General features: G+C 57.7%; 21 protein-coding genes and 1 pseudogene. 16 read left to right on the top strand and 6 right to left on the bottom strand.

The features are described 5' to 3' along the window. Nucleotides 1–68 precede the first annotated feature (68 nt). Nucleotides 69–1,082: a DMT family transporter gene (locus tag N8E88_RS21360; RefSeq protein WP_315975309.1), complete on the top strand. Its 1,014-nt coding sequence runs from the start codon at nt 69–71 to the stop codon at nt 1,080–1,082. 30 nt (nt 1,083–1,112) lie between these two features. Here the strand turns inward: N8E88_RS21360 and bspF are convergent, their stop codons facing one another. From bspF to secA, 3 genes are all read right to left on the bottom strand, one after another. Next, nucleotides 1,113–2,396 carry a type IV secretion system effector crotonyl transferase BspF gene (gene bspF / locus N8E88_RS21365; protein WP_262295401.1) on the bottom strand — a complete coding sequence of 428 codons (1,284 nt, stop codon included), beginning with the start codon at nt 2,394–2,396 and terminating at the stop codon, nt 1,113–1,115. Then, the gene (locus N8E88_RS21370) at nt 2,396–3,811 is read right to left on the bottom strand and encodes a lipopolysaccharide biosynthesis protein (protein WP_262295402.1); all 1,416 of its coding nucleotides are present in this window, start codon (nt 3,809–3,811) and stop codon (nt 2,396–2,398) included. Before N8E88_RS21370 ends, bspF begins: the two co-directional genes overlap by 1 nt. Before the next feature lie 128 nt (nt 3,812–3,939). Continuing rightward, nucleotides 3,940–6,666: a preprotein translocase subunit SecA gene (gene secA, locus N8E88_RS21375; protein ID WP_262295403.1), complete on the bottom strand. Its 2,727-nt coding sequence runs from the start codon at nt 6,664–6,666 to the stop codon at nt 3,940–3,942. Nucleotides 6,667–6,936: 270 nt separating this feature from the next. Between secA and N8E88_RS21380 the strand changes: the two genes are divergently transcribed. The 5 genes from N8E88_RS21380 to N8E88_RS21400 all read left to right on the top strand — a co-directional run bounded on the left by N8E88_RS21380 (nt 6,937) and on the right by N8E88_RS21400 (nt 11,066). After that, nucleotides 6,937–7,848, top strand: a complete 912-nt coding sequence (locus N8E88_RS21380) for a peptidylprolyl isomerase (protein ID WP_262295404.1) — start codon at nt 6,937–6,939, stop codon at nt 7,846–7,848. A gap of 81 nt (nt 7,849–7,929) precedes the next feature. Further along, nucleotides 7,930–9,171 carry a bifunctional glutamate N-acetyltransferase/amino-acid acetyltransferase ArgJ gene (gene argJ, locus N8E88_RS21385; protein ID WP_262295405.1) on the top strand — a complete coding sequence of 414 codons (1,242 nt, stop codon included), beginning with the start codon at nt 7,930–7,932 and terminating at the stop codon, nt 9,169–9,171. A gap of 156 nt (nt 9,172–9,327) precedes the next feature. Then, entirely contained in the window at nt 9,328–10,080 is a 753-nt protein-coding gene (locus N8E88_RS21390) for a GNAT family N-acetyltransferase (protein WP_262295406.1), read from the top strand. Then, a complete protein-coding gene (locus N8E88_RS21395; protein ID WP_262295407.1) occupies nt 10,077–10,484 on the top strand; it encodes a (deoxy)nucleoside triphosphate pyrophosphohydrolase in 408 nt (135 codons plus the stop codon). Before N8E88_RS21390 ends, N8E88_RS21395 begins: the two co-directional genes overlap by 4 nt. 252 nt (nt 10,485–10,736) lie before the next feature. Then, the gene (locus N8E88_RS21400) at nt 10,737–11,066 is read left to right on the top strand and encodes a hypothetical protein (protein WP_262295408.1); all 330 of its coding nucleotides are present in this window, start codon (nt 10,737–10,739) and stop codon (nt 11,064–11,066) included. A 145-nt stretch (nt 11,067–11,211) separates the two neighbouring features. On the opposite strand, the gene N8E88_RS21405 is transcribed toward N8E88_RS21400, so the two are convergent. Continuing rightward, on the bottom strand, nt 11,212–12,102 hold the full coding sequence (locus tag N8E88_RS21405; protein WP_262295409.1) for a methyltransferase domain-containing protein: 891 nt from the start codon (nt 12,100–12,102) through the stop codon (nt 11,212–11,214). Between the two features lie 62 nt (nt 12,103–12,164). On the opposite strand from N8E88_RS21405, the gene N8E88_RS21410 reads away from it, so the two are divergent. From N8E88_RS21410 to N8E88_RS21430, 5 genes are all read left to right on the top strand, one after another. Continuing rightward, on the top strand, nt 12,165–12,944 hold the full coding sequence (locus N8E88_RS21410) for a ComF family protein (protein WP_315975310.1): 780 nt from the start codon (nt 12,165–12,167) through the stop codon (nt 12,942–12,944). A 77-nt stretch (nt 12,945–13,021) separates the two neighbouring features. Continuing rightward, nucleotides 13,022–13,291 (top strand): glutaredoxin 3, encoded by a 270-nt coding sequence (gene grxC, locus N8E88_RS21415; RefSeq protein WP_262295410.1) that lies wholly within the window; start codon nt 13,022–13,024, stop codon nt 13,289–13,291. Nucleotides 13,292–13,306: 15 nt separating this feature from the next. Next, on the top strand, nt 13,307–14,173 hold the full coding sequence (locus N8E88_RS21420) for a carbon-nitrogen hydrolase family protein (protein WP_262295411.1): 867 nt from the start codon (nt 13,307–13,309) through the stop codon (nt 14,171–14,173). Beyond that, nucleotides 14,170–14,583: a DUF1178 family protein gene (locus N8E88_RS21425; RefSeq protein WP_262295412.1), complete on the top strand. Its 414-nt coding sequence runs from the start codon at nt 14,170–14,172 to the stop codon at nt 14,581–14,583. Before N8E88_RS21420 ends, N8E88_RS21425 begins: the two co-directional genes overlap by 4 nt. Nucleotides 14,584–14,647: 64 nt before the next feature. Further along, nucleotides 14,648–15,547, top strand: a complete 900-nt coding sequence (locus tag N8E88_RS21430; RefSeq protein ID WP_262295413.1) for a DMT family transporter — start codon at nt 14,648–14,650, stop codon at nt 15,545–15,547. On the opposite strand, the gene ubiG is transcribed toward N8E88_RS21430, so the two are convergent. Next, entirely contained in the window at nt 15,540–16,286 is a 747-nt protein-coding gene (gene ubiG / locus N8E88_RS21435) for a bifunctional 2-polyprenyl-6-hydroxyphenol methylase/3-demethylubiquinol 3-O-methyltransferase UbiG (RefSeq protein WP_262295414.1), read from the bottom strand. The genes N8E88_RS21430 and ubiG overlap by 8 nt on opposite strands. An 89-nt stretch (nt 16,287–16,375) precedes the next feature. Beyond that, nucleotides 16,376–16,768, bottom strand: a complete 393-nt coding sequence (locus N8E88_RS21440; RefSeq protein WP_262295415.1) for a GFA family protein — start codon at nt 16,766–16,768, stop codon at nt 16,376–16,378. Between the two features lie 243 nt (nt 16,769–17,011). Here N8E88_RS21440 and N8E88_RS21445 point away from each other — a divergent pair, with 243 nt between their 5' ends. The 5 genes and pseudogenes from N8E88_RS21445 to N8E88_RS21465 all read left to right on the top strand — a co-directional run. Continuing rightward, on the top strand, nt 17,012–18,265 hold the full coding sequence (locus tag N8E88_RS21445) for an aspartate kinase (protein ID WP_112532270.1): 1,254 nt from the start codon (nt 17,012–17,014) through the stop codon (nt 18,263–18,265). Nucleotides 18,266–18,404: 139 nt separating this feature from the next. Then, complete coding sequence (gene ptsP / locus N8E88_RS21450; protein WP_262295563.1) at nt 18,405–20,645, top strand: phosphoenolpyruvate--protein phosphotransferase; 2,241 nt, start codon at nt 18,405–18,407, stop codon at nt 20,643–20,645. Nucleotides 20,646–20,657: 12 nt separating this feature from the next. After that, nucleotides 20,658–21,734, top strand: a complete 1,077-nt coding sequence (prfA, locus tag N8E88_RS21455; protein WP_262295416.1) for a peptide chain release factor 1 — start codon at nt 20,658–20,660, stop codon at nt 21,732–21,734. A 2-nt stretch (nt 21,735–21,736) separates the two neighbouring features. Beyond that, nucleotides 21,737–22,609, top strand: coding sequence for a peptide chain release factor N(5)-glutamine methyltransferase (prmC, locus tag N8E88_RS21460; protein WP_410010692.1), 873 nt, complete (start codon nt 21,737–21,739; stop codon nt 22,607–22,609). A gap of 321 nt (nt 22,610–22,930) precedes the next feature. Beyond that, nucleotides 22,931–23,101: pseudogene (locus tag N8E88_RS21465) on the top strand (DUF4167 domain-containing protein); the annotation flags it as partial. Nucleotides 23,102–23,413 lie beyond the last annotated feature (312 nt).

Raw genomic sequence — 23,413 nt, forward strand, 5'->3', positions numbered from 1 at the left:
ACCCAAATGGACGATGGGTGGGCTGAATGGAGAGACAGGCAATACGAAATCGACTTGCTCCGGGAGTAGTGGCTGCCTTGACGGCAGCAGCTCTGTTCGGCATTGGCACGCCATTGGCGAAGCTCCTGTTGTCGACGGTGAGCCCCTGGATGCTCGCGGGGCTTTTGTATCTCGGCTCTGGCCTGGGGCTGGCATTGTACAGATGGATCAAGAGGTCACCAGGGGTTAGCCTGCCTCCTCACGAGTTGCCATGGTTCATCGGGGCAGTCACCGCCGGTGGCGTCGCCGGACCCGTTCTCCTCATGCTTGGCTTGGTTGGGATGCCCGCGTCTGGAGCATCACTGCTTCTGAATGCCGAAGCTGTCTTCACGGCCATTATCGCTTGGTTCGTCTTCAAAGAAAACTTCGACAGAAGGATTGCGCTTGGGATGGTTGCCATTGTGGCGGGGGCGGTGGTGTTGAGCTGGTCAAGCGAAGCACGATTGGAGGGGTTCTGGTCAGCCTGTGCTGTCTTGGCGGCCTGTCTTGCCTGGGGCATCGACAACAATCTTACCCGCAAAGTGTCGTTGACTGACGCCTCCTGGATCGCGTGTGTGAAGGGCCTGGTAGCGGGCTCTGTGAATCTGGGATTGGCATTGGTTCTGGGAGCGGCGATGCCGTCCCTACCCAATCTGATAAATGGACTCGTGCTTGGCTTTTTTGCCTACGGAGTGAGCCTTGCGCTGTTCGTGGTTGCCCTCCGTCACCTCGGGAGTGCTCGAACGGGCGCGTATTTCTCGGTTGCTCCTTTTCTTGGTGCGGTGGTTGCGCTTGCGATGGGCGAGCCGCTGACGCTCTCGCTCATCGTGGCTGGAGCTCTCATGGCGACAGGTATTTGGCTTCACCTGACTGAACATCACGAACACCTTCACACCCATCCCGAGCTTGAACACGAACACGAGCATGTCCACGACCTACATCACCAACATGATCACCCTTATCCTATCGCAGCGGGGGTCAGACATAACCACGTTCATAGGCATACGGCAGTCCGCCACTTCCATCCCCACTACCCCGACGCACACCATCAACATGACCATTAACGGGCATGCGCAGCTGCCAGGCACAAATGGTTACTTCCGTCCCGTCAAATTCCGCAGGCGTTCGCGGACCAGGCGCGCGATATTCTGCGTGCGCCGGTAAAGGTGAAGCTGTGAAGCTGCCTGCCGTGCCGCCCGGTCGGCGGCGGGTGTCAGCCCGATCACCAGCGTGCCAACCGGTTCACGCTCCATGAACAGGCGCGATGCGACAGGATGGTCGGGTACCGCACAGGAATCCGTCCGGTCGATGTTCGGATCGTCCAGATGGTTTTTCAGCATCTCAATCATCAGGAGAACGCCAGGCGAATAGGCGGCGAGGCTCTCGTCATAGGCGGTCTTCCACGTCCATGCTTCACCGGCTTCGACAAAGACCACGAGGACGGCGATGGTCTTGCCATCGAGTTCGAGTGTGTGGATGCGGGCGAGATCGCGGGTCGCGAGGTTGTTGACCGCCTCGCGGGCAAAGGCAGCACGGAAACGATCGACTGCCATGGCGGAGCCTCGTTGACCTTTCCAGCCGCTGGCTTCGAGCACGAGAAAATCCTCCAGCCGTACGCGGATATCTTCTTCGCGGCGGCTGACGGTATAGGTCAGCTTGCCCTTGTCGGCGAGGCGGCGCCACAGCCGGCGATATTCCTTGGCGTGTTTGGCACCGATGGCATCGCGCAAATACTCTTCGCCTTCCTTGGCGCTTTCAAGAAAGGGCCGCTCGACCTGATTGACGGTCACCATCGTAAGATTGCGGTCCAGCGCGATGGAGCGGATCAGCTGCGCCGCGGTGCGGTTCAGCAATATATCCGGCAGAACCAGAATTTCCGGGAATTTGAGGTGCTTGCGGCCCAGCATGTCGAACAAGTCATTGAGCACGCCGACCGGATCGTCCCGGTCGATCAGCGGCGTACCCTGTGGCCCGAAGGGTGTGGCCCATGCGCGGATGATGGAAGCCGTCACATTGAATCCTGGCCGCTCGATCGTATAGGGCATGAGGAAGCGGAGACGGCTCTTCACATCGTTCTCGTCACGCATGACCATGAAGCGAACCTGCCGGTCGTCGAGGCGTGGCATGGCCGGGGCGAGGAAGCGCGGATTGAAGAAGATGTTCGGCTCGACCGTGCGATACGTCAGATATTCAAGCTCATCGAGGAGTTCGAAACCGGCGGAAGCCGAGTAGACGGAAAGCTTGCGCGGAACGGCGCGGGTGCCAAGGGTCTCCTCGAGCTGCTTGGTCGCCTCGTGCGTTTCGAAGCCCGAGAGCTGGGAGAGGATCTGCGAGGACGGGCCTCCGGCAAGTTCTTCGAGAAGCGGTATGGCTGCCATCAGACTTCTTCCTTGGCAGCGCCTGTCCTGCCCGCAAAAACGAACATCGTAATGTTCAGACGATTATAAACAGTCAGCGCCAGCGTCACCGCTTCGAACACCATCGAGAATGCAGTTGCAAAAGCGGCACCAGCAAGGCCATAGGCCGGTATCAATACAATGCTGAGACAGATGTTAACAATCAGTGTGACCGCATAGACCATGGCGCATATTTTCTGTTTGCCGGCCATATTGAGGAGACTTTCCGCCGGCCCGACCGAAGCGCGGGCGACGACACCGACCACCAGAATGAACAAGAGTGGATAGCCATCGGTAAATTGGGCGCCGAAGAGCAGGAGCAGCGGCTTGCCGAGAACGAGAAGGATGATTGCCATCGCCAATGACGGCCAGAAGGTCCAGCGCGCCGTATCGCTGGCGAATTGCGCAAGCTGCGCGTGGTCATTGGTGTGCATCAGTTCGGAATAGCGTTGGGCGGCGCCGGCCTTGACCGAGAAATAGACGAAATGGACCAACGCGAGCAGCTTGACCGTTGCGAAATAGGTCGCGACCTTGTCCGGGTCCATATAGCGGCCGACCATCAGGACGTCGGCATTGGTCAAAAGGAAGAAAAACCCTTCGACCAGAAAGATCGGCAGCGAGACCGCGAACCATTCTCCAAAACGGATCGCCTTCGGACCGGGCGATACAACCTCCCTGAACCTGTGATTGACGACCGACAACTGCACCAGCGAGGTCATATAGGTTGCGATGATGGCCGAGATCACCGCCGCCACTGCTGTCGGGGCGAAGCCGGCCACATGGGCAATGGTCATAATGGCAAGAGTGAGAATTGGACGGATGATGTAGGTTGGCGTCAGCGCGACCAAAGCCCAGGATCGTGATCGGGCGGTTCCGTCCAGCGTATCGCCCAGCGCTATCATCGGCAGGCAGATGAAGCCGATGATGAAGGGCGCGACGTAGTAGGATTCGATGGCATCGCGTAAGAAATAGACCCCGGCAGCCCCGGTGATGGCGATGCAGGTCGTCAGGCCGAGCGCGAATATCTTGCTGGTGAACAAGATGCCGCGCAGGTGATCAAGCTGCCGGTGCTCCAGATATTCCGGCACGAAGCGGATGACACTGGTCTGGAAACCCAGACAGGAGAGGTTCCCGAGAATAACGACCGTCACCCAGACGAGGACGAAAATGCCGTATTCGAACTGGCCCATCCAGCGCGCGAAGATGACCTGCGAGACGAGCGCGATGGCGGCGCTGATAATCCGGATGGAAAAGGCGATCAGCGACACGCGCTGCGCAGCGGCGTGCTCCATTGAACCATCAAACAGCTGATCGAGGCGCGCTAGCCACGGACGGAGCTGCTTCGACAGGTTCCCCGGCAGATACCGGTCTGCAGCTTTGACCGCAGAAATTCGCAAGGGCAGCTCCACTCGTTTCCAATGCAAGACGCTTACTGCGTAAACGTTTAGAAACGGTTCGGAAAGTCAACGGCTTGTGCTGTTGGAACAAGAGAAAAGGCCGCGTTGTGACGCGGCCTTTGGGTTCATCAGACGAAAGCACCGTGACAGTGCTTGTATTTCTTGCCCGAACCGCAGGGGCAGGCTTCGTTGCGGCCAACCTTGCCCCATGTCTGCGGGTTATTCGGATCGCGATCCTTGGGATCAACGACACGCAGGTCCTGCTGTACCGCGAGAACACTGCCGCCACCGAAGTCGTCCTCACCCGTGAGGCCATCGAGGTGGTGTGCTTCCATCACCGGCAATTCCGGCTCGGGCGCGCTTGCGGCCTCGCGCACGAGTTCCACGCGCATCAACTGGCTGGTCACGTTCTGGCGCAAATTGGCCAGCAGCGTCTGGAAGAGTTCGAAGCCTTCGCTCTTGTACTCGTTGAGCGGGTCGCGCTGGGCGTAACCGCGGAATCCGACGACCGAGCGAAGATGATCGAGATTGACCAGATGTTCGCGCCACAGGGCATCGAGGGTTTGCAGAATGACGGACTTCTCGACATAGGCCATGATTTCCGGACCAAACCGCTCGGCACGATCGGCGGCTGCCTTCTCGACGGCTTCCATCAGGCGTTCCCTGATGTCATCCGGCGTAATGCCGTCTTCGAGGGCCCATTCGGTGATCGGCAGATTGAGATTGAGAATGTTGCGTACATCCTCGTCGAGCTCGGTGATCTTCCATTGTTCCGCGTAAGCGCCTTCGGGCGTGTAGCGCGCGATCAGATCGTCCACCACATCCTCGCGCATTTCTCTGGTGGTATCGCTGAGATCGGTGCTGTCCATCAATTCGATGCGCTGCTCGAAGATCACCTTGCGCTGATCGTTCATCACGTCGTCATATTTCAGAAGGTTCTTGCGGATATCGAAGTTACGCGCCTCGACCTTCTTCTGCGCTTTTTCCAGCGCCTTGTTGATCCAGGGATGGACGATGGCTTCGTCTTCCTTGAGGCCAAGCTTCTGCAGCATGCCATCCATGCGTTCGGAACCGAAAATCCGCATCAGATCGTCCTGCAGCGACAGGAAGAATTTCGAGCGGCCGGGATCGCCCTGACGGCCTGAACGGCCACGCAACTGATTGTCGATGCGGCGGCTTTCATGGCGTTCGGTCGCAAGAACGTAAAGCCCGCCGGCCGCAAGTGCCTTTTCCTTGAGCTTGGCGATATCGGCCCTGATCGCAGCTTCTTTTGCCTTGCGCTCTTCGCCCTCGGCCATATCGTCGAGTTCGCGCGCTATGCGCATTTCCAGATTGCCGCCAAGCTGAATGTCGGTACCGCGGCCTGCCATGTTGGTGGCGATGGTGATGGCACCTGGAACACCGGCTTGCGCGACGATATGGGCTTCCTGTTCATGGTAGCGGGCATTCAAGACCTGGAAGTCCTTGAAACCTTCCTTGCGCAGGCGTTCAGCCAGTTGCTCGGATTTCTCGATCGACGTGGTGCCAACGAGAATAGGCTGGCCCTTGGCCGTGGCTTCACGGATATCGCGAACGATCGCCTTGTATTTTTCCTCGACGGTGCGGTAGACCTCGTCGTCCTCGTCGAGACGCTGAACGGGAACATTGGTCGGAATTTCAGTCACTTCGAGACCGTAGATGTTGCCGAATTCTTCCGCTTCGGTTGAAGCCGTACCGGTCATGCCGGCAAGCTTCTTGTACATGCGGAAATAGTTCTGGAAGGTGATCGAGGCCAGTGTCTGATTTTCCGGCTGGATCGTCACATGTTCCTTCGCTTCAAGCGCCTGGTGCAGGCCTTCCGAGAAGCGGCGGCCCGGCATCATGCGGCCGGTGAACTCATCGATGATAACGATTTCGTCGTTGCGAACGATGTAGTCCTTGTCCTTCTGGAAGAGCTTGTGCGCTCGCAAAGCATTGTTGACGTGGTGCACGACAGCAACGTTCTCGATATCGTAAAGGCCTTCGCCCTTGAGATGACCGGCGTCCCTCAGGAGGTTTTCGAGCTTCTCGGTGCCCTCCTCGGTAAAGATCGCCGTCTTCTGCTTCTCGTCGATCTCATAGTCTTCGGGGTTCAATGGTTTGATGAACGCATCGATGAGATTGTAGAAATCGGACCGGTCATCGAGCGGGCCGGAGATGATCAGCGGCGTGCGCGCTTCATCGACGAGGATCGAATCCACTTCGTCGACGATGGCGTAGTTGTGCGGGCGCTGCACCATCTGGGCGCGCTCATATTTCATATTGTCGCGCAGGTAATCGAAGCCGAGTTCGTTATTGGTGGCGTAGGTGATATCGGCGTTATAGGCCTTGGCACGCTCTTCATCATCGAGACCATGCACGATGATGCCGTAAGAGAGTCCGAGGAAGTTATAAATCTGCCCCATCCAGTGCGCATCGCGGGTGGCGAGGTAGTCGTTCACAGTGACGACATGAACGCCTTTGCCTTCAAGCGCATTCAGATAGACGGGCAGGGTCGCAACGAGCGTTTTGCCTTCGCCGGTGCGCATCTCGGAAATGCCGCCATTGTGCAGGACCATTCCGCCGATCAGCTGGACGTCGAAGGGGCGCATGCCAAGAACACGCTTGGCAGCTTCACGTGCCACGGCAAAGGCCGGAACAAGCAGATCGTCGAGTTTGGTGCCATTGGCGAGCTTTTCGCGAAATTCCGCGGTTTTTGCCTTGAGCTCATCGTCCGTAAGCGACGAGATTTCTGCCTCAAGCGCATTGATCTGGTCAACGCGGGGTTTGAAGCTGCGGACGCGGCGCTCATTCGAGGAGCCGAAAATCTTGCGGGCGAGGCCGCCGAAACTGACCATCCCTGGTCCTCTCTATAATACGTTTTGCCAGCAACTATGGCATTTGAGGCATCCAAAGCCTGACATTCAAGACGCCTGATACAATACGGACACCAAGCCCAAGGTATAAGTCTATCTGTTGCCAAGCTATCTGGACGCAAAGCCGATGGACAGATAAGAGGGGGCACGAATGATGTCAATGTTGAAGCAACAAGCGATCGATCGCAGCCTCATGGCAAAATTCTGCCGTATTCATAGCCCGTACCGGTCCTCCCAAGGAGAAATTGACCCATGAACCAATTGCGTAAAACCCTTTCATTAATGACTGTCGCTGCACTTTTGACCGGTATATCTTCCGTGGCAATGGCCCAGGAAGCCGGTAAGACGGAACCTGCCAAGCCAGCACAGGCGGACACAGCCAAGGCCGATCCCGATAAAGTGCTTGCAACAATCAACGGCAGCAAGATCACAAACAAGGATGTAGACCAGATTTCTGCAGACCTCGATCCGCAATTCGCCAAGCTGCCCGATGACCAGCGGCGTTTGGCCGCCCTGGCTGCCATTATCGATATCAAGTCACTTGCGGCGAAGGCTGAGGCCGAAAAGCTTGACCAGACCCCCGAATTCCAGGCTCGTCTGGAGTTCCTGAAGGATCGCGCCCTGCACAATGACTACTTCAAGCAGCAGGTTGTCGACAAAATCACCGACGCTGACATTCGCGCTCGCTACGATAAGGAAATCGCAGCGATGCCGCCACAAAATGAAGTCCGCGCCCGTCACATTCTGGTGAAGACCAAGGAAGAAGCCGAAGCCATCATCAAGCAGCTCGATGGCGGAGCGAAATTCGAAGACGTTGCCAAGGAGAAATCGACGGACGGCTCGGCTGCCCAGGGCGGCGATCTCGGTTATTTCGGACCGGGCCAGATGGTGCCGGAATTCGACAAGGCAGCAAACGCGCTGGAAGTCGGCCAGTACACCAAGGAACCTGTCCAGACCCAGTTCGGCTTCCATGTGATCAAGCTTGAGGACAAGCGTACCCAGCAGCCGCCGGCATTCGATCAGGTCAAGGAACAGGTAAAATCCATCCTCATTCGTGAGAAGTACATGGAGTTGGTAAAGAAGGACCGCGGCGACCTGAAGATCGAATATACCGATCCGGCAACGGGAGCTGCGATCAAGGCAGCAACCGAAGCCCAGCAGTAACAATATAAGACCCGGTGCAAGTCGCCGGGTCTTCCTTCGACAATTTGTGACCTGTCAAAAAAGCGCTTTTCGAGGTAGCCGATGTCAACATCCGTCTCTCCGCTGGCTCCGAAACATTATCCGGCCATGCCGGAAATTCACGGGGTTAAGATCGCCACAGCTGAAGCGGGGATCAAATACAAGGGCCGGACAGATGTTTTGCTCATCGTATTCGATCGGCCAACGGCCGTGGCCGGTGTATTCACACGGTCCAAATGCCCTTCGGCAGCCGTGGATTACTGCCGTACAAGTCTTGAGGGTGGCACGGCGCGGGCCGTCGTTGTCAATTCCGGCAATGCCAATGCCTTTACCGGGAAAAAGGGTCGTGAGTCTGCCAAGTTGACCGCCGCAGCGGCCGCAAAGGCTGTCGGTTGCAAGCCTCATCAGGTTTTTCTTGCCTCGACCGGCGTGATCGGTGAGCCGCTCGATGCGGGTAAATTCAGCCATCTTTTGACGGACATGACGAAGAATGCCGTTGCCGAGCGCTGGCAAGATGCCGCGAGCGCCATCATGACGACCGATACGTTTCCGAAAGTCGCTACCGAAACCGTGCTGCTCGACCGTGTGCCGGTAACAATCAACGGCATCGCCAAGGGTGCCGGCATGATCGCGCCGGATATGGCCACGATGCTGTCCTTCGTAGCCACCGATGCGCCGATTGCGGCAGATATTCTGCAGAAGCTCCTGTCGAAATCCGTTGGCAAGAGTTTCAATTCCGTGACCGTCGACAGCGATACATCGACATCCGATACCTTGCTGCTTTTCGCTACCGGATCAGCTGCCGAGCGCGGCGCTGCGCCTGTTACGAAGCTCAAGGACAAGCGTCTCAAGCCTTTCGCCAAAGCACTTGACCGCGTTCTGAAGGATCTTGCGCTGCAAGTGGTGCGTGACGGCGAGGGCGCACGCAAAATGCTCGAAATCAGCGTGACTGACGCGACATCCGCCCGGTCCGCCAAGCGTATTGCGCTGTCGATTGCCAATTCGCCGCTGGTCAAGACGGCGGCTGCTGGCGAGGATGCCAATTGGGGCCGCATCGTCATGGCCGTCGGCAAGGCTGGCGAACCGGCCGACCGTGACCGGCTGGCGATCTGGTTCGGGGATATCCGTGTTGCCCGCGAAGGTGAGCGCGATCCGGACTATTCGGAAGAAGCGACCTCCGCCTATATGAAGAATGACGATATCAAGATCCGTGTCGACATCGGTCTCGGCAAAGGCAAGGCGACTGTCTGGACCTGTGACCTGACCAAGGAATATGTGGCGATCAATGGCGACTATCGCAGCTGAGAGCCCAGCGAAAATTCGCCATGACGGGCTGCAAATGGCGTTTTTCTGCGCTCCGATGCTCACGTACCCAAATGTACGCTGCGCTTCGGTGCTCGAAAACCACCATTTTCGCCGCGTCCTGACGAATTTTCGCTTGGGCTTTAATAGGGATCTTGCATGCAGTTAGCCCAAATCAGACAGTTTGAGGCGGTCGGTTTCCGGTCCTGGCCCGCATCGTCGGTGCACTATGATGGAAGCTGGGCAATTCGCATGACGGCCAGCCACCCTTCGAAGCGGTTGAATTCGGTCAATCCGCTCGATCCCGGTGATACCGACAATCTCGAACAGCGGGTGGCACGTGCTGCACAGCGGTTTCGCGCCTATGGCAGGCCGCCGATTTTTCGCCAGTCACCGCTCGCGCCGGAAGCGCTCGATCATTACCTTGAAGAGCTCGGCTGGGCACGTTTCGACGAATCGATGGTCATGGTCGTCGATCTGGCAAATGTCGATCTTTCGGACGCAATCGATCAAATTCCGCTCAAAGATATCGGCCGATTTATCGATGCCGCCTTGCAGGTGCAGGGAGACAACGCCACGCTGAAACCTGGCCTCTTCGAAGTTATCAATGCTATTCGTCCATCCAAGGGCTTGTTCGTTATCGAAGAGGGTGCCGTCCCGGTGTCAACGGCGATCTGTGTGCAGGATGGAGCGCTGGCAGGTCTGTTCAACATCGGAACCGCGGCAAACCGGCGTCGCGTTGGCCTCGGTCGCACGATTATCAAATCGGCATTGAAATGGGCTCTGCAGCACGGCGCGAAGAAGGCGTGGTTACAGGTCGAAGTAGCGAACACGGGCGCCGTCGCGCTCTACGAGCAAATGGGCTTCAATGAAGCTTATCGCTATGCCTACAGGCAGGCGCCGCAGACATGAGCGAACACCCGATCCTTCTCGTGACGGCCTGTGCGCTGGTCGATGCGGACGGCCGGGTGTTGTTGACGCAGCGTCCGGAAGGCAAACAGCTCGCCGGCCTCTGGGAGTTTCCAGGCGGCAAGGTCGATCCGGGGGAGACGCCGGAGGAAAGCCTGATCCGCGAACTGCACGAAGAACTCGGCATCGTCATCAAACCGGCTTGCCTCGCGCCGCTGACCTTTGCCAGCCACACCTATGAAACCTTCCATCTGCTGATGCCGTTATTCATCTGCCGGCGCTATGAGGGAATACCGCGCGGAATGGAGGGCCAGGTGCTGAAATGGGTACGGCCGAAGGATATGCGCGACTATCCAATGCCGCCCGCAGATATCCCGCTCATCCCGTTCCTTGTCGATCTTCTCTAACAGCCCGTCTTGAAAGTCTACTGCGGCGGTCATCTGACGCGGTTCTCTGTGCTTCCGGTGCTCACGTACTTTATGTACGCTGCGCTCCGGTTCTCGAAAACCACGCCATCTGACTCGCCGCAGCGACTTTCCAAACTAGCTGTGAGTTTCAATCGCAAATTATATTCTTGCCGCGTTAACTCTGATGCTTAATTGATCCTTCACCTGATTGAGCGACTTTTAGTTAATCTTGACGCGTATTTCAGGTGGGGCATGGGGCGTAAGAACGACTATCTCGATGACGAACTGTTGCAGCCGAGCGCTCTTTCGGGTGCAGCCGGAGGTATCTTGCGGATCACGTTGCTGTTCGGTTCGGCAGCCGTTGCGCTGGCTCTGATCATTGCGCCGCTTGCCGACCGCGGTTCGCAAGCTGTCGTCGACTATTCGACCAGCCGTTCCATCGATGAGATTCAGACCGGATCGATCAAGACGCCAGACCCGATAACCACGTCCACCTATACCATTCGCCGGAGCATACTGCAGTCTTCGCCCAAGGCGGTCTGTATATTGAACAGCGATGGCTCAAAGATCGGCGACTGCTGAGAAAACTCTACTGCGGCGGGCATCTGACGCGATTTTCTGCGCTTCCGGTGCTCACGTACTTGAAGTACGCTGCGCTCGTCGCAAGAGCGACCCCAAAAACCACGCCATATGCCTCGCCGCAGCGACTTTCCAAATGGGCTCAGGATTATTTCTTCTCTCCTGTTTCCACATCCTTGAGAAAATCGGCAAGCGATGCCTTGGCGGAGCCGGGCTTCAACGGCTTTTGCTGCGATTCATGCGCAGCCCAGCCTGACATCCAGATGAACGAGAAAGTCGCCCTGATCCGGCCGTCGGGATCGCTGAAGCGTTCCGCATAAATCTCCGCAACCCGCATGAAATAATGCCGTGTCAATGGCCGGCGCGACCGTCCGATGAGGACATTCTGCATGCCCATGGCGCGCAGGTCGCGCATCAGGGCGAAAGCCGAGTCGTAGCGCACCGTATAGGTCTCTATATCGGTGACCGGCAAGGTAAAACCCGCACGCTGCAACAGGCCACCGACATCGCGGACGTCGGCAAAGGGCGCGACGCGCGGAGACGCGCCACCGTAAATTTCGCTTTCTGCCGTCAGCAGGCATTCGCGCAATTCCGCAAGGGTATTCTCGCCGGCCATTGCACCGAGGAAGAGACCATCGGGTTTCAGCGCGCGACGGATCTGCAATAGGGTGCCCGGTGTGTCGTTGGTGAGATGCAGGGATAGTAGTGACACAATAACGCCGATGCTTGCCGGTTTTAGCGGCAGGATCTCCTCATCCGCGACGATTGCGGGAAACGCATTGTCGAGAAACTGCCGCGCGTGCTCGACACGCACGATCGTCGTGGCCTTGCCGGATCGCTGGATTGCGCGCGCGGCGAGACCCGTGTGGCTCGCCAGATCCACGGCAATGTCGAACTTGCGTTCAACGGCGGACAGGCGCTCTTCCAGATCTTCGCAAGCGCGCGCAAGCAGGAAATCCGCAGAATTTCCGTGCTGCCGCAAAGCGCGCAGCCGCCTCGCCAGCAATAAATTTCGATCGAAGACCTGATGCCGATCCATTCCGGATTTCTCTGATGTCTGTATAGTTGGGGCGTAGATGCGTCGCCTTGGAACGAATTGCAATGAAAACCAGCGGGAAAACAATCGGAGCAACGATAAGTCTCTTCACACGCAGCGCAACCGAAGGGTTGTTCGGATTGCTGTTTCCGCCGGTTTGCGCCGGCTGTGACAAGCATGTCGCGGAGCCAGGCTCACTGTGCGGTCAATGCTGGTCGAAGGTGCGTTTCATCGAGAGGCCCTATTGTCCGGTACTTGGCATTCCCTTCAGTCATGACCTCGGCGCCGAAATCCTCTCCGCAGAAGCGATTGCCGAACCGCCGCCGTTCCGGCGTGCCCGTTCAGTCGCCGTGCACGAAGGTGTCATCCGCGATTTGGTGCACCGGCTCAAATATAATGACCGTACCGATCTGGGGCCATGGATGGCGCGCTGGATGGTGCGTGCCGGTGGCGAATTGCTGGATGATTGCGATGTGATCGTGCCGGTTCCGCTGCACGCGCGGCGGTTCTGGTTTCGCCGGTTCAACCAATCCGCCGAACTTGCCCGGCATCTGGCGCGGTCGAGCGGCAAGGCATTTGATCCGGATGCGCTCAAACGCATTAAACAGACGAAACAGCAAGTGGGCCTCAGTCTGAATGAGCGTGTCGCCAATGTGCGCGGTGCGTTCAAGGTGCCCGTGACGCAGGAAATCAAGGTGCGCGGCCGCAACGTGCTCCTGATCGACGACGTCTATACAACCGGCGCGACTGTCAAAGCCGCCGCCCGCGCCTTGCTCCGGGGCGGCGCCGTGAGCGTCGATGTCCTGACTTTCGGCCGGGTGCTATCGAAAGAATTACCTATCTGACACTACTTATGCGCAAAAAACAGGTCTTTTCGCCTGAAGTTTTGATGCCTATATAGAAAGGCAAACGGAGCTTTCGAATGGTTGATGTAACAATCTATACGCGTGACGGCTGTGGTTATTGTACAGCCGCCAAAAGCCTTTTGTCCAAAAAGGGCGTCGCTTTTACCGAGCACAATGCCTCGATCGAGCCCGCCGCTCGCCAGGAAATGCTGGCGCGCTCCAATGGGCGCACTACATTTCCGCAAATCTTCATCGGCGAAGCCCATGTCGGTGGTTGCGATGATCTCTATGCGCTGGAAAATCAGGGCCGTCTCGACATATTGTTGAAGACCGGCGAACTCGCTTGAAGATTGGATTGTGACATGAGTTCATTTCGCGCTGCCGCCATCCAGATGCGCTCGGGCACAGACCCGCAAGCCAATGCCGCCGATCTTGCGACCTATGTTGCAGATGCTGCCGGCCAAGGTGCCGTCTACGTCCAGACACCGGAAATGACCGGTTCGTTGCAGCGCGATCGCAAGGCACTTGCCAGCGTTTTGAAAAGTGAGAGCGACGATATCATCGTTCGCACGGCTTCGGAGCTAGCGGCCAAGCACGGAATTCATCTTCATATAGGATCGACTGCGATTGCCCGTGACGATGGCAAGATTGCCAACCGCGCGTTTCTCTTGGGGCCGGACGGCAATATTCTTACGCGCTATGACAAGATCCACATGTTCGACGTCGATCTCGACAATGGCGAGAGCTGGCGCGAGTCCGCTGTCTACGCGCCAGGCGCCGATACGGTCGTGATCGATCTGCCTTTTGCGCGGCTCGGTCTCGCCATCTGCTACGACGTACGTTTCCCGCAATTGTTCCGCGCCCAGGCATTGGCCGGTGCATTGGTGATTTCAGCACCTGCCGCCTTCACCCGGCAGACCGGTGAAGCGCATTGGCACGTGCTTCAGCGTGCGCGTGCGATCGAGAATGGCGCCTTCATGATTTCGGCGGCTCAGGGCGGTGTGCATGAGGACGGGCGGGAAACCTATGGTCATTCCATCATCGTCGCGCCGTGGGGCGAGGTTTTGGCGGAGGCCGATCATGCAGAACCCGCAGTCATTGTGGCAGATATCGATCCAGCACTGAGTGCAGCGGCACGAATGAAGGTGCCCAACCTCAAGAACGCGCGGCCATTCGGGGTTGTCGTTGAAAACGATGGACAGGCGACGAGGTTCAACGCCGCATCATGATTCGGTTTTCCCTCCATTGCGACCATGACCATGAGTTTGAAGGCTGGTTTCGCAGCAATGACGATTTCGACACGCAAGTGGAGAAGCAGCTCGTTTCCTGCCCCGTCTGCAGTTCGCACAAAATAGGCAAGGCCCTGATGGCGCCGTCGGTTGCAACTGGCCGCCAAAAGGAAAAGATCGCCATCGCGATGAGCAAGATGGCAAGTGAACTGCGTGAAATGGCCAAGAAGGTTCGCGAAAATTCCGATTATGTTGGCAGTGATTTTGCCGAGGAAGCCCGCAAAATTCACTTTGGCGAGGCAGAACAGCGCGGCATTTATGGCGAGGCGACGCGCGATGAAGTCGAAGCGCTCGTGGATGATGGTGTCGATGTGATGCCGCTGCCGGTGTTTCCCGACGACCACAATTGATCTTGATAGGCTGATGGCGATGTCTATGGTGCGGTAGTCGATTCTGACTAACCGGATGAATTCCATGCCATTTCTGAATTCCGCTCCCGCGCTGCTCGTCCTGACTGGCGGTTTTCTGGGGTTGACGCTTCCATTCGGCAAATTGGCTTTTGCCGCGGGCATTGCTCCATCTCTATGGGCGTTCGTTATCTCTATCGGCGCCGGAACGGTGCTTCTGGCGGCCTTTCTGCTTATGGGAAAGCGTCCGCGTATCGATGTGCATATGATACGGTATTACCTTATCGCCGCATTGATCTCCTATGCCATTCCTAACCTCATGACCCTCTCGGCGATCCCACATCTCGGCTCAGGGTTTACGGGAATCATGTACACATTGTCGCCGGTATTCACTCTTCTGCTTTCCATCCTTTTCAAGATGCGCAGCCCCAATCTCCTTGGACTTCTCGGCATATTCACCGGTTTTGCCGGAGCAGTGCTCGTGGGATTTACCCGGGGTCAGGTCGGCCAGCCGGCTGAACCTCTCTGGCTGGCGATTGGCTTGCTCATCCCGGTCCTGCTTGCTCTCGGCAATGTCTATCGCACGATCGATTGGCCGAAAGGTGCTGATCCGACCGAGCTTGCAGCCGGCAGCCATCTGACCACTGCGGTGCTGCTGGTTCCGATTATTTTCTGGATGACAGGTACATTTCCCGTTGAACCACTCGGCGCTGTGCCTTGGCTGGTCTTTGCCCAGGTTCTGGCGTCAGCCTGCATGTTTGCGCTGTACTTCCGGCTCCAGGCCGTCGGCGGACCGGTCTATCTCAGCCAGATCGGTTATGTCGGCGCGGCAGTTGCATTGCTCGCGGGCACTTTGTTCCTGGGTGAAGTTTATCAGCTCGCAACCTGGATCGGTGCGGCGATCATCACCCTTGGCGTGTTGATGACCACGAAAGCCCAGCAACAGATGGTGGCAAAGGTCAGCTAGGCCTTGTTGCCAGGACCATGTAATTGACGCTCGTATCGCTTGATCTGTTCCAGCTGTCTGCCAGCGGATTGTAACTTACGCCGACTTTTTCCACGACTTCCAGTCCAGCGCGTGACATGGCGGTTTCAAGCTCTTCCGGCCGGACCAGCTTTTCATATTGGTGGGTTCCGCGCGGCAACCAGCGAAGCACATATTCCGCACCGAATATGGCAAGGCCGAGCGCCTTTAGGGTCCGGTTGATGGTGGCGACAAAGGTCATGCCGCCGGGTTTGACCATTTGGGAACAGGCAGACATGTAGAGCTCGACATCGGCAACATGTTCGACGACTTCCATATTCAGGACCACGTCGAACTGTTCTCCCGCATCGGCGAGCGCTTCTGCCGTCGTTGCGCGATAATCGATCGAGAGCCCGCTCTGCGCTGCGTGGATTTTCGCAACTTCGATATTTGTTTCGCCGGCATCGGCTCCAACGACTGTCGCCCCAAGGCGTGCCATGGGTTCGCATAGAAGGCCGCCGCCGCAACCGATATCAAGAATACGCAAGCCTGTGAACGGTGCCGGGACATTCGGATCGATGCCGTAGTGGGCACAGACCTTTTCCTTGATGTAGGCGAGGCGCGTGGGATTGAACTTGTGCAAGGGACGGAATTTGCCTTGCGGATTCCACCATTCTGCTGCCATGCGCGAGAAACGCTCGACTTCCGCGTCGTCAATTGTCGTGCGCTGTGCTGTTGCCATCGGTTCTGTCCTTATTGCTCTCTTCGACTGGACCCTTCCAGCAAAAAATGTCAAGCCGTACTCGGAATTCTGCTTTCGGGTAGACCGCTCTAATCCTCAAAGCGACTCGTGGCGTCACGATTGTGGTCGTACCGTTTCGTGAGTGGAAACGGCGGCAGCCAGGACTCGCGACGGACGATCCAGCTTTCGTAAGTTGGCATCAGTTGGTCTGGGGCATCCAGAGATCCCAGGTGCACTTCGATTTCGTCTGCGGTGCGGGCGAAAACGGGCGAACCGCAGCGGGGGCAGAAAAACCGTCCGGCGTAGTCGCGTGTTTCGCCGTCGATCGTCACAGCATCCTGAGGAAATACGGCGGCAGCGTAGAAAAGCGCCCCATGATGCTTGCGGCAGTCGAGACAGTGACAAAGGCCGACCCGGTACGGGAGTCCCGACGCCACAATTCGAACATTGCCGCACAGGCAGCCGCCGGTGAATCGGTCCATGCTGCGTCTCCTCCAAGATCAAGGGAGCGGAATGTTTACAACGAACAGCACTGTCCCTGCAATTGCCCGCTGCGGGAGGGGGCGTCGTTTTCCGAAGCCGGCGATAGTTCAAACAGCCGTCGGGCGTTCTTGCAGTCCGGCGATATTTTCGGTATGGGAGCCGCATTCATTTGGCGGGTGGCTCTTTCGATTCAAGCGGCTCCTCACCAATATATTTCAGGCATTCCAGAACGGTACCTTCCCATGGCACGCATTGTGATGAAATTCGGCGGCACTTCGGTGGCCGATATTGACCGCATCCGTAATGTGGCCAGGCATGTCAAACGCGAAGTCGATGCGGGACATGAGGTAGCGGTCGTGGTTTCGGCCATGGCCGGGAAAACCAATGAGCTCGTGGCCTGGACCCGGCAGACATCGCCAATGCACGACGCGCGCGAGTATGATGCAATTGTCGCATCAGGCGAGCAGGTGACGGCTGGCCTGCTTGCAATCGCCCTGCAGGCGATGGGCGTCCACGCCCGTTCCTGGCAAGGCTGGCAAATTCCGATCAAGACTGACAATGCCCATGGCGCTGCCCGTATCCTCGATATCGATGGTTCGTTCTTGATCGAGCGGTTCGCCGAGGGCCAGGTGGCTGTGATCTCCGGATTTCAGGGCATTGGTCCGGACAATCGCATTTCCACACTGGGACGCGGCGGTTCAGATACCAGTGCCGTTGCAATCGCAGCTTCGGTGAAGGCCGATCGATGTGATATCTATACCGACGTCGATGGTGTCTACACGACCGATCCGCGCGTCGAACCGAAGGCGCGACGGCTGTCGCGGATATCGTTCGAAGAAATGCTGGAGATGGCATCTCTTGGCGCGAAGGTCCTGCAGGTGCGGTCTGTCGAGCTTGCCATGGTGCACAAAGTGCGCACCTTTGTCAGGTCCAGTTTCGAGGACCCCGATGCACCGGGCATGGGTGATCTCATCAATCCGCCCGGAACACTTATTTGCGACGAGGAAGAAATCGTGGAACAGCAGGTTGTCACAGGAATTGCCTACGCCAAGGACGAAGCCCAGATTTCGCTGCGCCGTGTTGCCGACCGTCCGGGTATATCGGCCGCCATTTTTGGTCCGCTCGCCGAGTCTCATATCAATGTCGACATGATCGTCCAGAATGTTTCCGAGGACGGAACCAAGACCGACATGACCTTTACCGTGCCTTCGGGCGATCTCGACAAGGCTCTCGTGGTCCTCGAAAAGGTCAAGGCGGAGATCGGCTGCGATATCATCCAGTCGGAAGCCGGCATGGTCAAAGTCTCGGTCATCGGTATTGGCATGCGCAGCCATGCGGGTGTTGCCGCGACGGCGTTTCGCGCGCTGGCAGACAAGGGTATCAACATCCGGGCGATCACGACCTCGGAGATCAAGATTTCCATTCTAATTGATGGCCCGTATGCGGAACTTGCCGTACGTACTTTGCATTCTGTGTACGGTCTGGATAAGCATTAGCAAACGAGATTCTGTTTGTCGGCCGCGTCGCTGGCTGACATGATCAACAAATGTGGTGAGGCCCATTCGGTCTTGCCGGTATTCTTATGGAGAAAGGCTCCAAGTGCCAACGCGCGAGCAGACAACAGGTCCCCGTGTCATGCTGAAGCGTCTTCGCGAATTGATGGCGGAGGCGCTTGAGCCGCAGGAGAGGCTTGACCGGATCGTTCGCGATATCGCGCAGAACATGGTTGCGGAAGTGTGCTCGTTTTACGTGCTTCGCTCCGATGGTGTCCTGGAACTTTATGCAACCGAAGGTTTGAACCCATCCGCCGTGCATTTGGCGCAACTGCGTCTTGGGCAGGGTCTTGTCGGTACCATCGCAGCCAGCGCCCGCCCGCTCAATCTGACCGATGCGCAGACGCACCCGGCCTTCGCCTATCTGCCGGAGACGGGCGAGGAGGTTTACAATTCATTCCTTGGCGTGCCGATCCTCCGCGCAGGACGCACCCTGGGCGTCCTTGTCGTTCAGAACCGGACCAAGCGCGTCTATCGCGAAGATGAGGTCGAAGCGCTCGAAACGACGGCCATGGTGCTGGCAGAAATGGTTGCCGCCGGCAGTCTGACGCGGCTTGCACGGCCCGGGGTCGAACTCGACATGGGCAAGCCCATGAGCTTCAGCGGCAGCGCCTTCAATGATGGCGTGGGCCTCGGGCACGTCGTGCTGCATGAGCCGCGCATTGTCGTCACAAATCTCTTCAACGAAAACATCGACACGGAAATCGACCGGCTCGAAATGGCGCTCGGTTCATTGCGCATTTCGATCGATGACATGTTGTCGCGCCGCGATGTGGCTTTCGAGGGCGAGCATCGCGAGGTGCTCGAAGCTTATCGCATGTTCGCGCACGATACGGGATGGGTGCGGCGTCTCGAAGAGGCAATTCGCAACGGTCTGACGGCGGAAGCCGCAGTTGAAAAAGTGCAAAGCGATACCCGCGCCCGGATGATGCACCTGACAGATCCGTATATGCGCGAGCGGCTGAGCGATTTCGACGATCTCGCCAACCGTTTGCTGCGCCAGCTGATGGGCCGTGATGTCAAGACCATGGCGGGTTCACTCGCCAAGGACGCAATCATCATCGCACGCTCGATGGGTGCTGCGGAACTCCTCGACTATCCGCGCGAACGCCTGCGGGGTCTTGTGCTCGAAGATGGGGCCGCGACCAGCCATGTTGTGATCGTTGCCCGCGCCATGGGTATTCCTGTTGCCGGGCAGGTCAAGGGCGTCGTCTCCATGGCCGAAAACAACGATGCGGTGATCGTCGATGGCGACGATGGCCGCGTTCATTTGCGCCCGCAATCAGACGTGGAGGCCGCCTACACCGAGAAGGTCAAGTTCCGTGCCAAGCGTCAGGCGCTTTACCGGGAATTGCGCGACCAGCCTTCGCTGACGAAGGATGGAGTGCATATTTCGCTCCTGATGAATGCCGGTCTGCTCGTCGACCTGCCGCAATTGGTGGAAGCTGGCGCTGCTGGTATCGGCCTGTTCCGTACCGAACTTCAATTCATGGTCGCCTCGACTTTCCCACGTGCCGAACAGCAGGAGCGGCTCTATCGCTCCGTATTGGATGCCGCCGGTGATAAACCGGTGACATTCCGGACGCTCGACATAGGCGGCGACAAGGTGCTGCCCTATTTCCGCAGCGATGCCAACGAAGAAAACCCTGCCATGGGCTGGCGGGCGATCCGCCTGACGCTCGATCGCCCGGGCCTGTTGCGTACGCAGGTACGCGCGCTTCTGAAAGCGGCTGGCGGGCGCGAGCTCCGGCTGATGTTGCCGATGGTCACGGAAGTGGCAGAAGTGCGCAAGGCGAGCGAATTGATCAACCGCGAGGTGCAGCACCTGTCGCGCTTCGCCCACAATCTGCCGACGCGCGTCAAGATCGGGGCAATGGTCGAGGTGCCATCGTTGCTGTGGCAACTCGACGAACTCATGTCGGTGGTGGATTTTGTCTCGGTTGGCTCGAACGACCTGTTTCAATTCGTCATGGCGGTCGATCGCGGCAATTCGATCATCACCAATCGGTTCGACAATCTGTCGGTGCCCTTCTTGCGGGTGTTGCGTCAGATCGCCGATGCGGGAAACCGCAACAACACGGACGTCACGCTATGCGGTGAAATGGCGGGAAAGCCGCTTTCTGCGATGGCGCTTATCGGGCTTGGATATCGATCCATCTCGATGTCGCCCGCATCGATCGGCCCGATCAAGGCCATGCTCGGCACTGTCGATGTGGCAGAACTTACCGCGCAACTCGCCGATGCGATCGATAATCACGGCGAAACCGGTTCGTTGCGCCATGTCCTGACCAAGTTCGCAGAGCGAGCCGGCGTCCCACTTTAGAGGTTCGAATACATGTCCATTCCGCAGGATCGTATGGATCAGCTGCTGAAGCGTTTCTCCATGATGGAGACGCAGATGGCGAGCAATCCCGATTCCGAAACCTATGTGAAGCTGGCTTCGGAGTATTCCGAGCTTGAGCCCGTGGTCGCCAAGATCCGCGATCTGCTCGCTGCGCGCAGCGAAGCGGAAGGGTTGCAAGCCATGCTCGATGACGGCACCACCGACAAGGACATGCGTGAATTGGCGGAAGCCGAGCTGCCCGACATCGAGGAGCGTATCGAGGAACTCGAGAAGGATATCCAGGTTCTGCTCCTGCCCAAAGACGTTGCCGACGAGCGCAACGCCATCCTCGAAATTCGCGCCGGTACCGGCGGTTCCGAGGCGGCACTGTTCGGCGGTGATCTGTTTCGCATGTATGAGCGCTATGCGGCCGCAAACGGATGGCGCGTCGAGCTGATATCGGCCAGCGATGGCGAGGCCGGCGGCTACAAGGAAGTGATCGCCATGGTTTCGGGCAAGGGCGTTTTTGCCAAGCTCAAGTTCGAATCGGGCGTCCACCGGGTACAGCGCGTTCCCGATACCGAGGCGAGCGGCCGTATCCATACGTCCGCCGCGACAGTTGCCGTACTGCCGGAAGCCGAGGAAATCGACATCGATATCCGTCCCGACGATATCCGCATCGATACGATGCGCGCATCGGGTTCTGGCGGTCAGCACGTCAACACGACCGACTCGGCGGTGCGTATCACGCACATTCCTTCCGGCATCGTCGTCGTGCAGGCCGAGAAGTCGCAGCACCAGAACCGCGCCCGCGCCATGCAGGTGCTGCGTTCGCGCCTGTTCGACATGCAGCGCCAAAAGGCGGACAGCGAGCGCTCGGAGGCCCGACGCAGCCAGGTTGGCTCGGGCGATCGTTCCGAGCGCATCCGCACCTATAATTTCCCGCAGGGACGTGTGACCGATCATCGCATCAACCTGACGCTCTACAAGCTCGATCGGATCATGGAAGGCGATCTCGACGAACTCATCGACGCGCTGATCTCCGACTACCAGACAGCGTTGCTCGCCCAGATGAACGAGAGCTTTTGACCGTGATGGCAGAACATGGGACGCGCCTTGCCGATGTGCACAGAGAGGCGCGCGTTCTCCTGGCAAAAGCGGGACTCGAAACGGCTGATCTCGACGCTCGGTTGTTGGTGGAATGGCTAACCGGCTGTGATCAGCTCGAGGCGATCCGCAATCCGGCCCGCCCGATCGACCAGACTATCGTTGCGCAACTTCACACAGTTCTTGCCCGGCGAATCAACGGCGAGTCTGTGCATCGTATTATCGGCAAGCGTGCATTCTTTGGCATCGAACTTGGGCTTTCCGCCGATACACTCGAGCCCAGGCCCGACACCGAAGCCTTGGTGGAACTCGCGATCCCTTTTCTGCGCCAGCGTATCGAGGAGCAAGGTATCGCAGACCTGATCGACCTTGGAACCGGGACGGGCGCGATAGCCTTGGCGTTGCTCGACCAATTCAGCCAATTGCGTGCAGTGGGCGTCGATATTTCTGCGGGTGCCCTTGATACGGCGCGTGACAATGCCCACATCAACAACGTATCGGATCGTTTTGCAGGCCTTCGTTCGGATTGGTTTTCCGAGATAAGTGGCTCATTCGACCTGATTATTTCCAATCCGCCATATATACCATCCGCCGATATAAAGGGCTTGCAACGTGAAGTAGCGCTGCACGATCCGGTGAGGGCTCTGGATGGCGGGCAGGATGGCCTCGCCCCCTACCGAATCATTGCCGGGCGCTCCCGGCAGCATCTCAGGCAAGGTGGTGCGGTCGCATTGGAAATCGGTTTTGGACAACGCAGTGATATCGAGGCGATCTTTTCAAAGGAAAAATTCGCTTTGGCTGCTGTCCAGAGAGATATTGGTGGGCGCGAAAGGGCACTTTTATTCACACCAATGTAAAAAGATTGAAAAAAGGCTTGGAATTTGCCGTGAACACGGCTAGTTTCCGGTTACCGCTCAAACCGAAACAAATCTGGTTCTGCCTATCAAGCAATTGATACGGAAATTTCCGGGTGTTTGATTTCTCTTCGGAAATAGCTGGAGAAATGGTTTTTGCGGCAGCACAAAAGTTTTATGAAACTTTGGATGCGATTGAAGCGCGGGGCGCGCTTCAGGTCGGCACTTGAGAAGCGAAGCTTTTTGACTCAAATGGTGAGCAAATTAGCGCCCCTGATTTTCTGAAAAGAGATAAGTATGAGGCCAGTACAGCAGAATAGGCGCATGCGCGGACGCGGTAACAATAATAACCGCAGCAAAGGTCCCAACCCATTGTCCCGTAACTACGAGAGCAACGGCCCCGATGTCAAAATCCGGGGGAATGCTCAGCACGTCGCCGAAAAATATACGACTCTTGCACGGGATGCACAGAGTGCCGGTGACCGCGTGATGGCTGAAAACTATCTCCAGCACGCCGAGCACTATAATCGAATCATTCTTGCGGCTCAGGCTCAGGCGCCTGTCCAGTATCAGCGCGATGATCAGGATCAGGATCAGGACGATGAGAACGGCTATGATGATGATGGCATGAACAATGGCAACGGTAACGGCAACGGCAACGATACCGATCGTCAGGAGGTTCCTGAACGCCAGGAGTTCTCGCAGCGCCAGGACCGTCAGCAGCGTCAGGATCGCCAGGACCGGCCCGAGCGCCAGGATCGTCGCGATCGGCAAGATAGGCAAGATAGGCAAGATCGACCGGAACGT

This window comes from Phyllobacterium zundukense (assembly GCF_025452195.1).
GTDB classification, from domain to species: domain Bacteria; phylum Pseudomonadota; class Alphaproteobacteria; order Rhizobiales; family Rhizobiaceae; genus Phyllobacterium; species Phyllobacterium zundukense_A.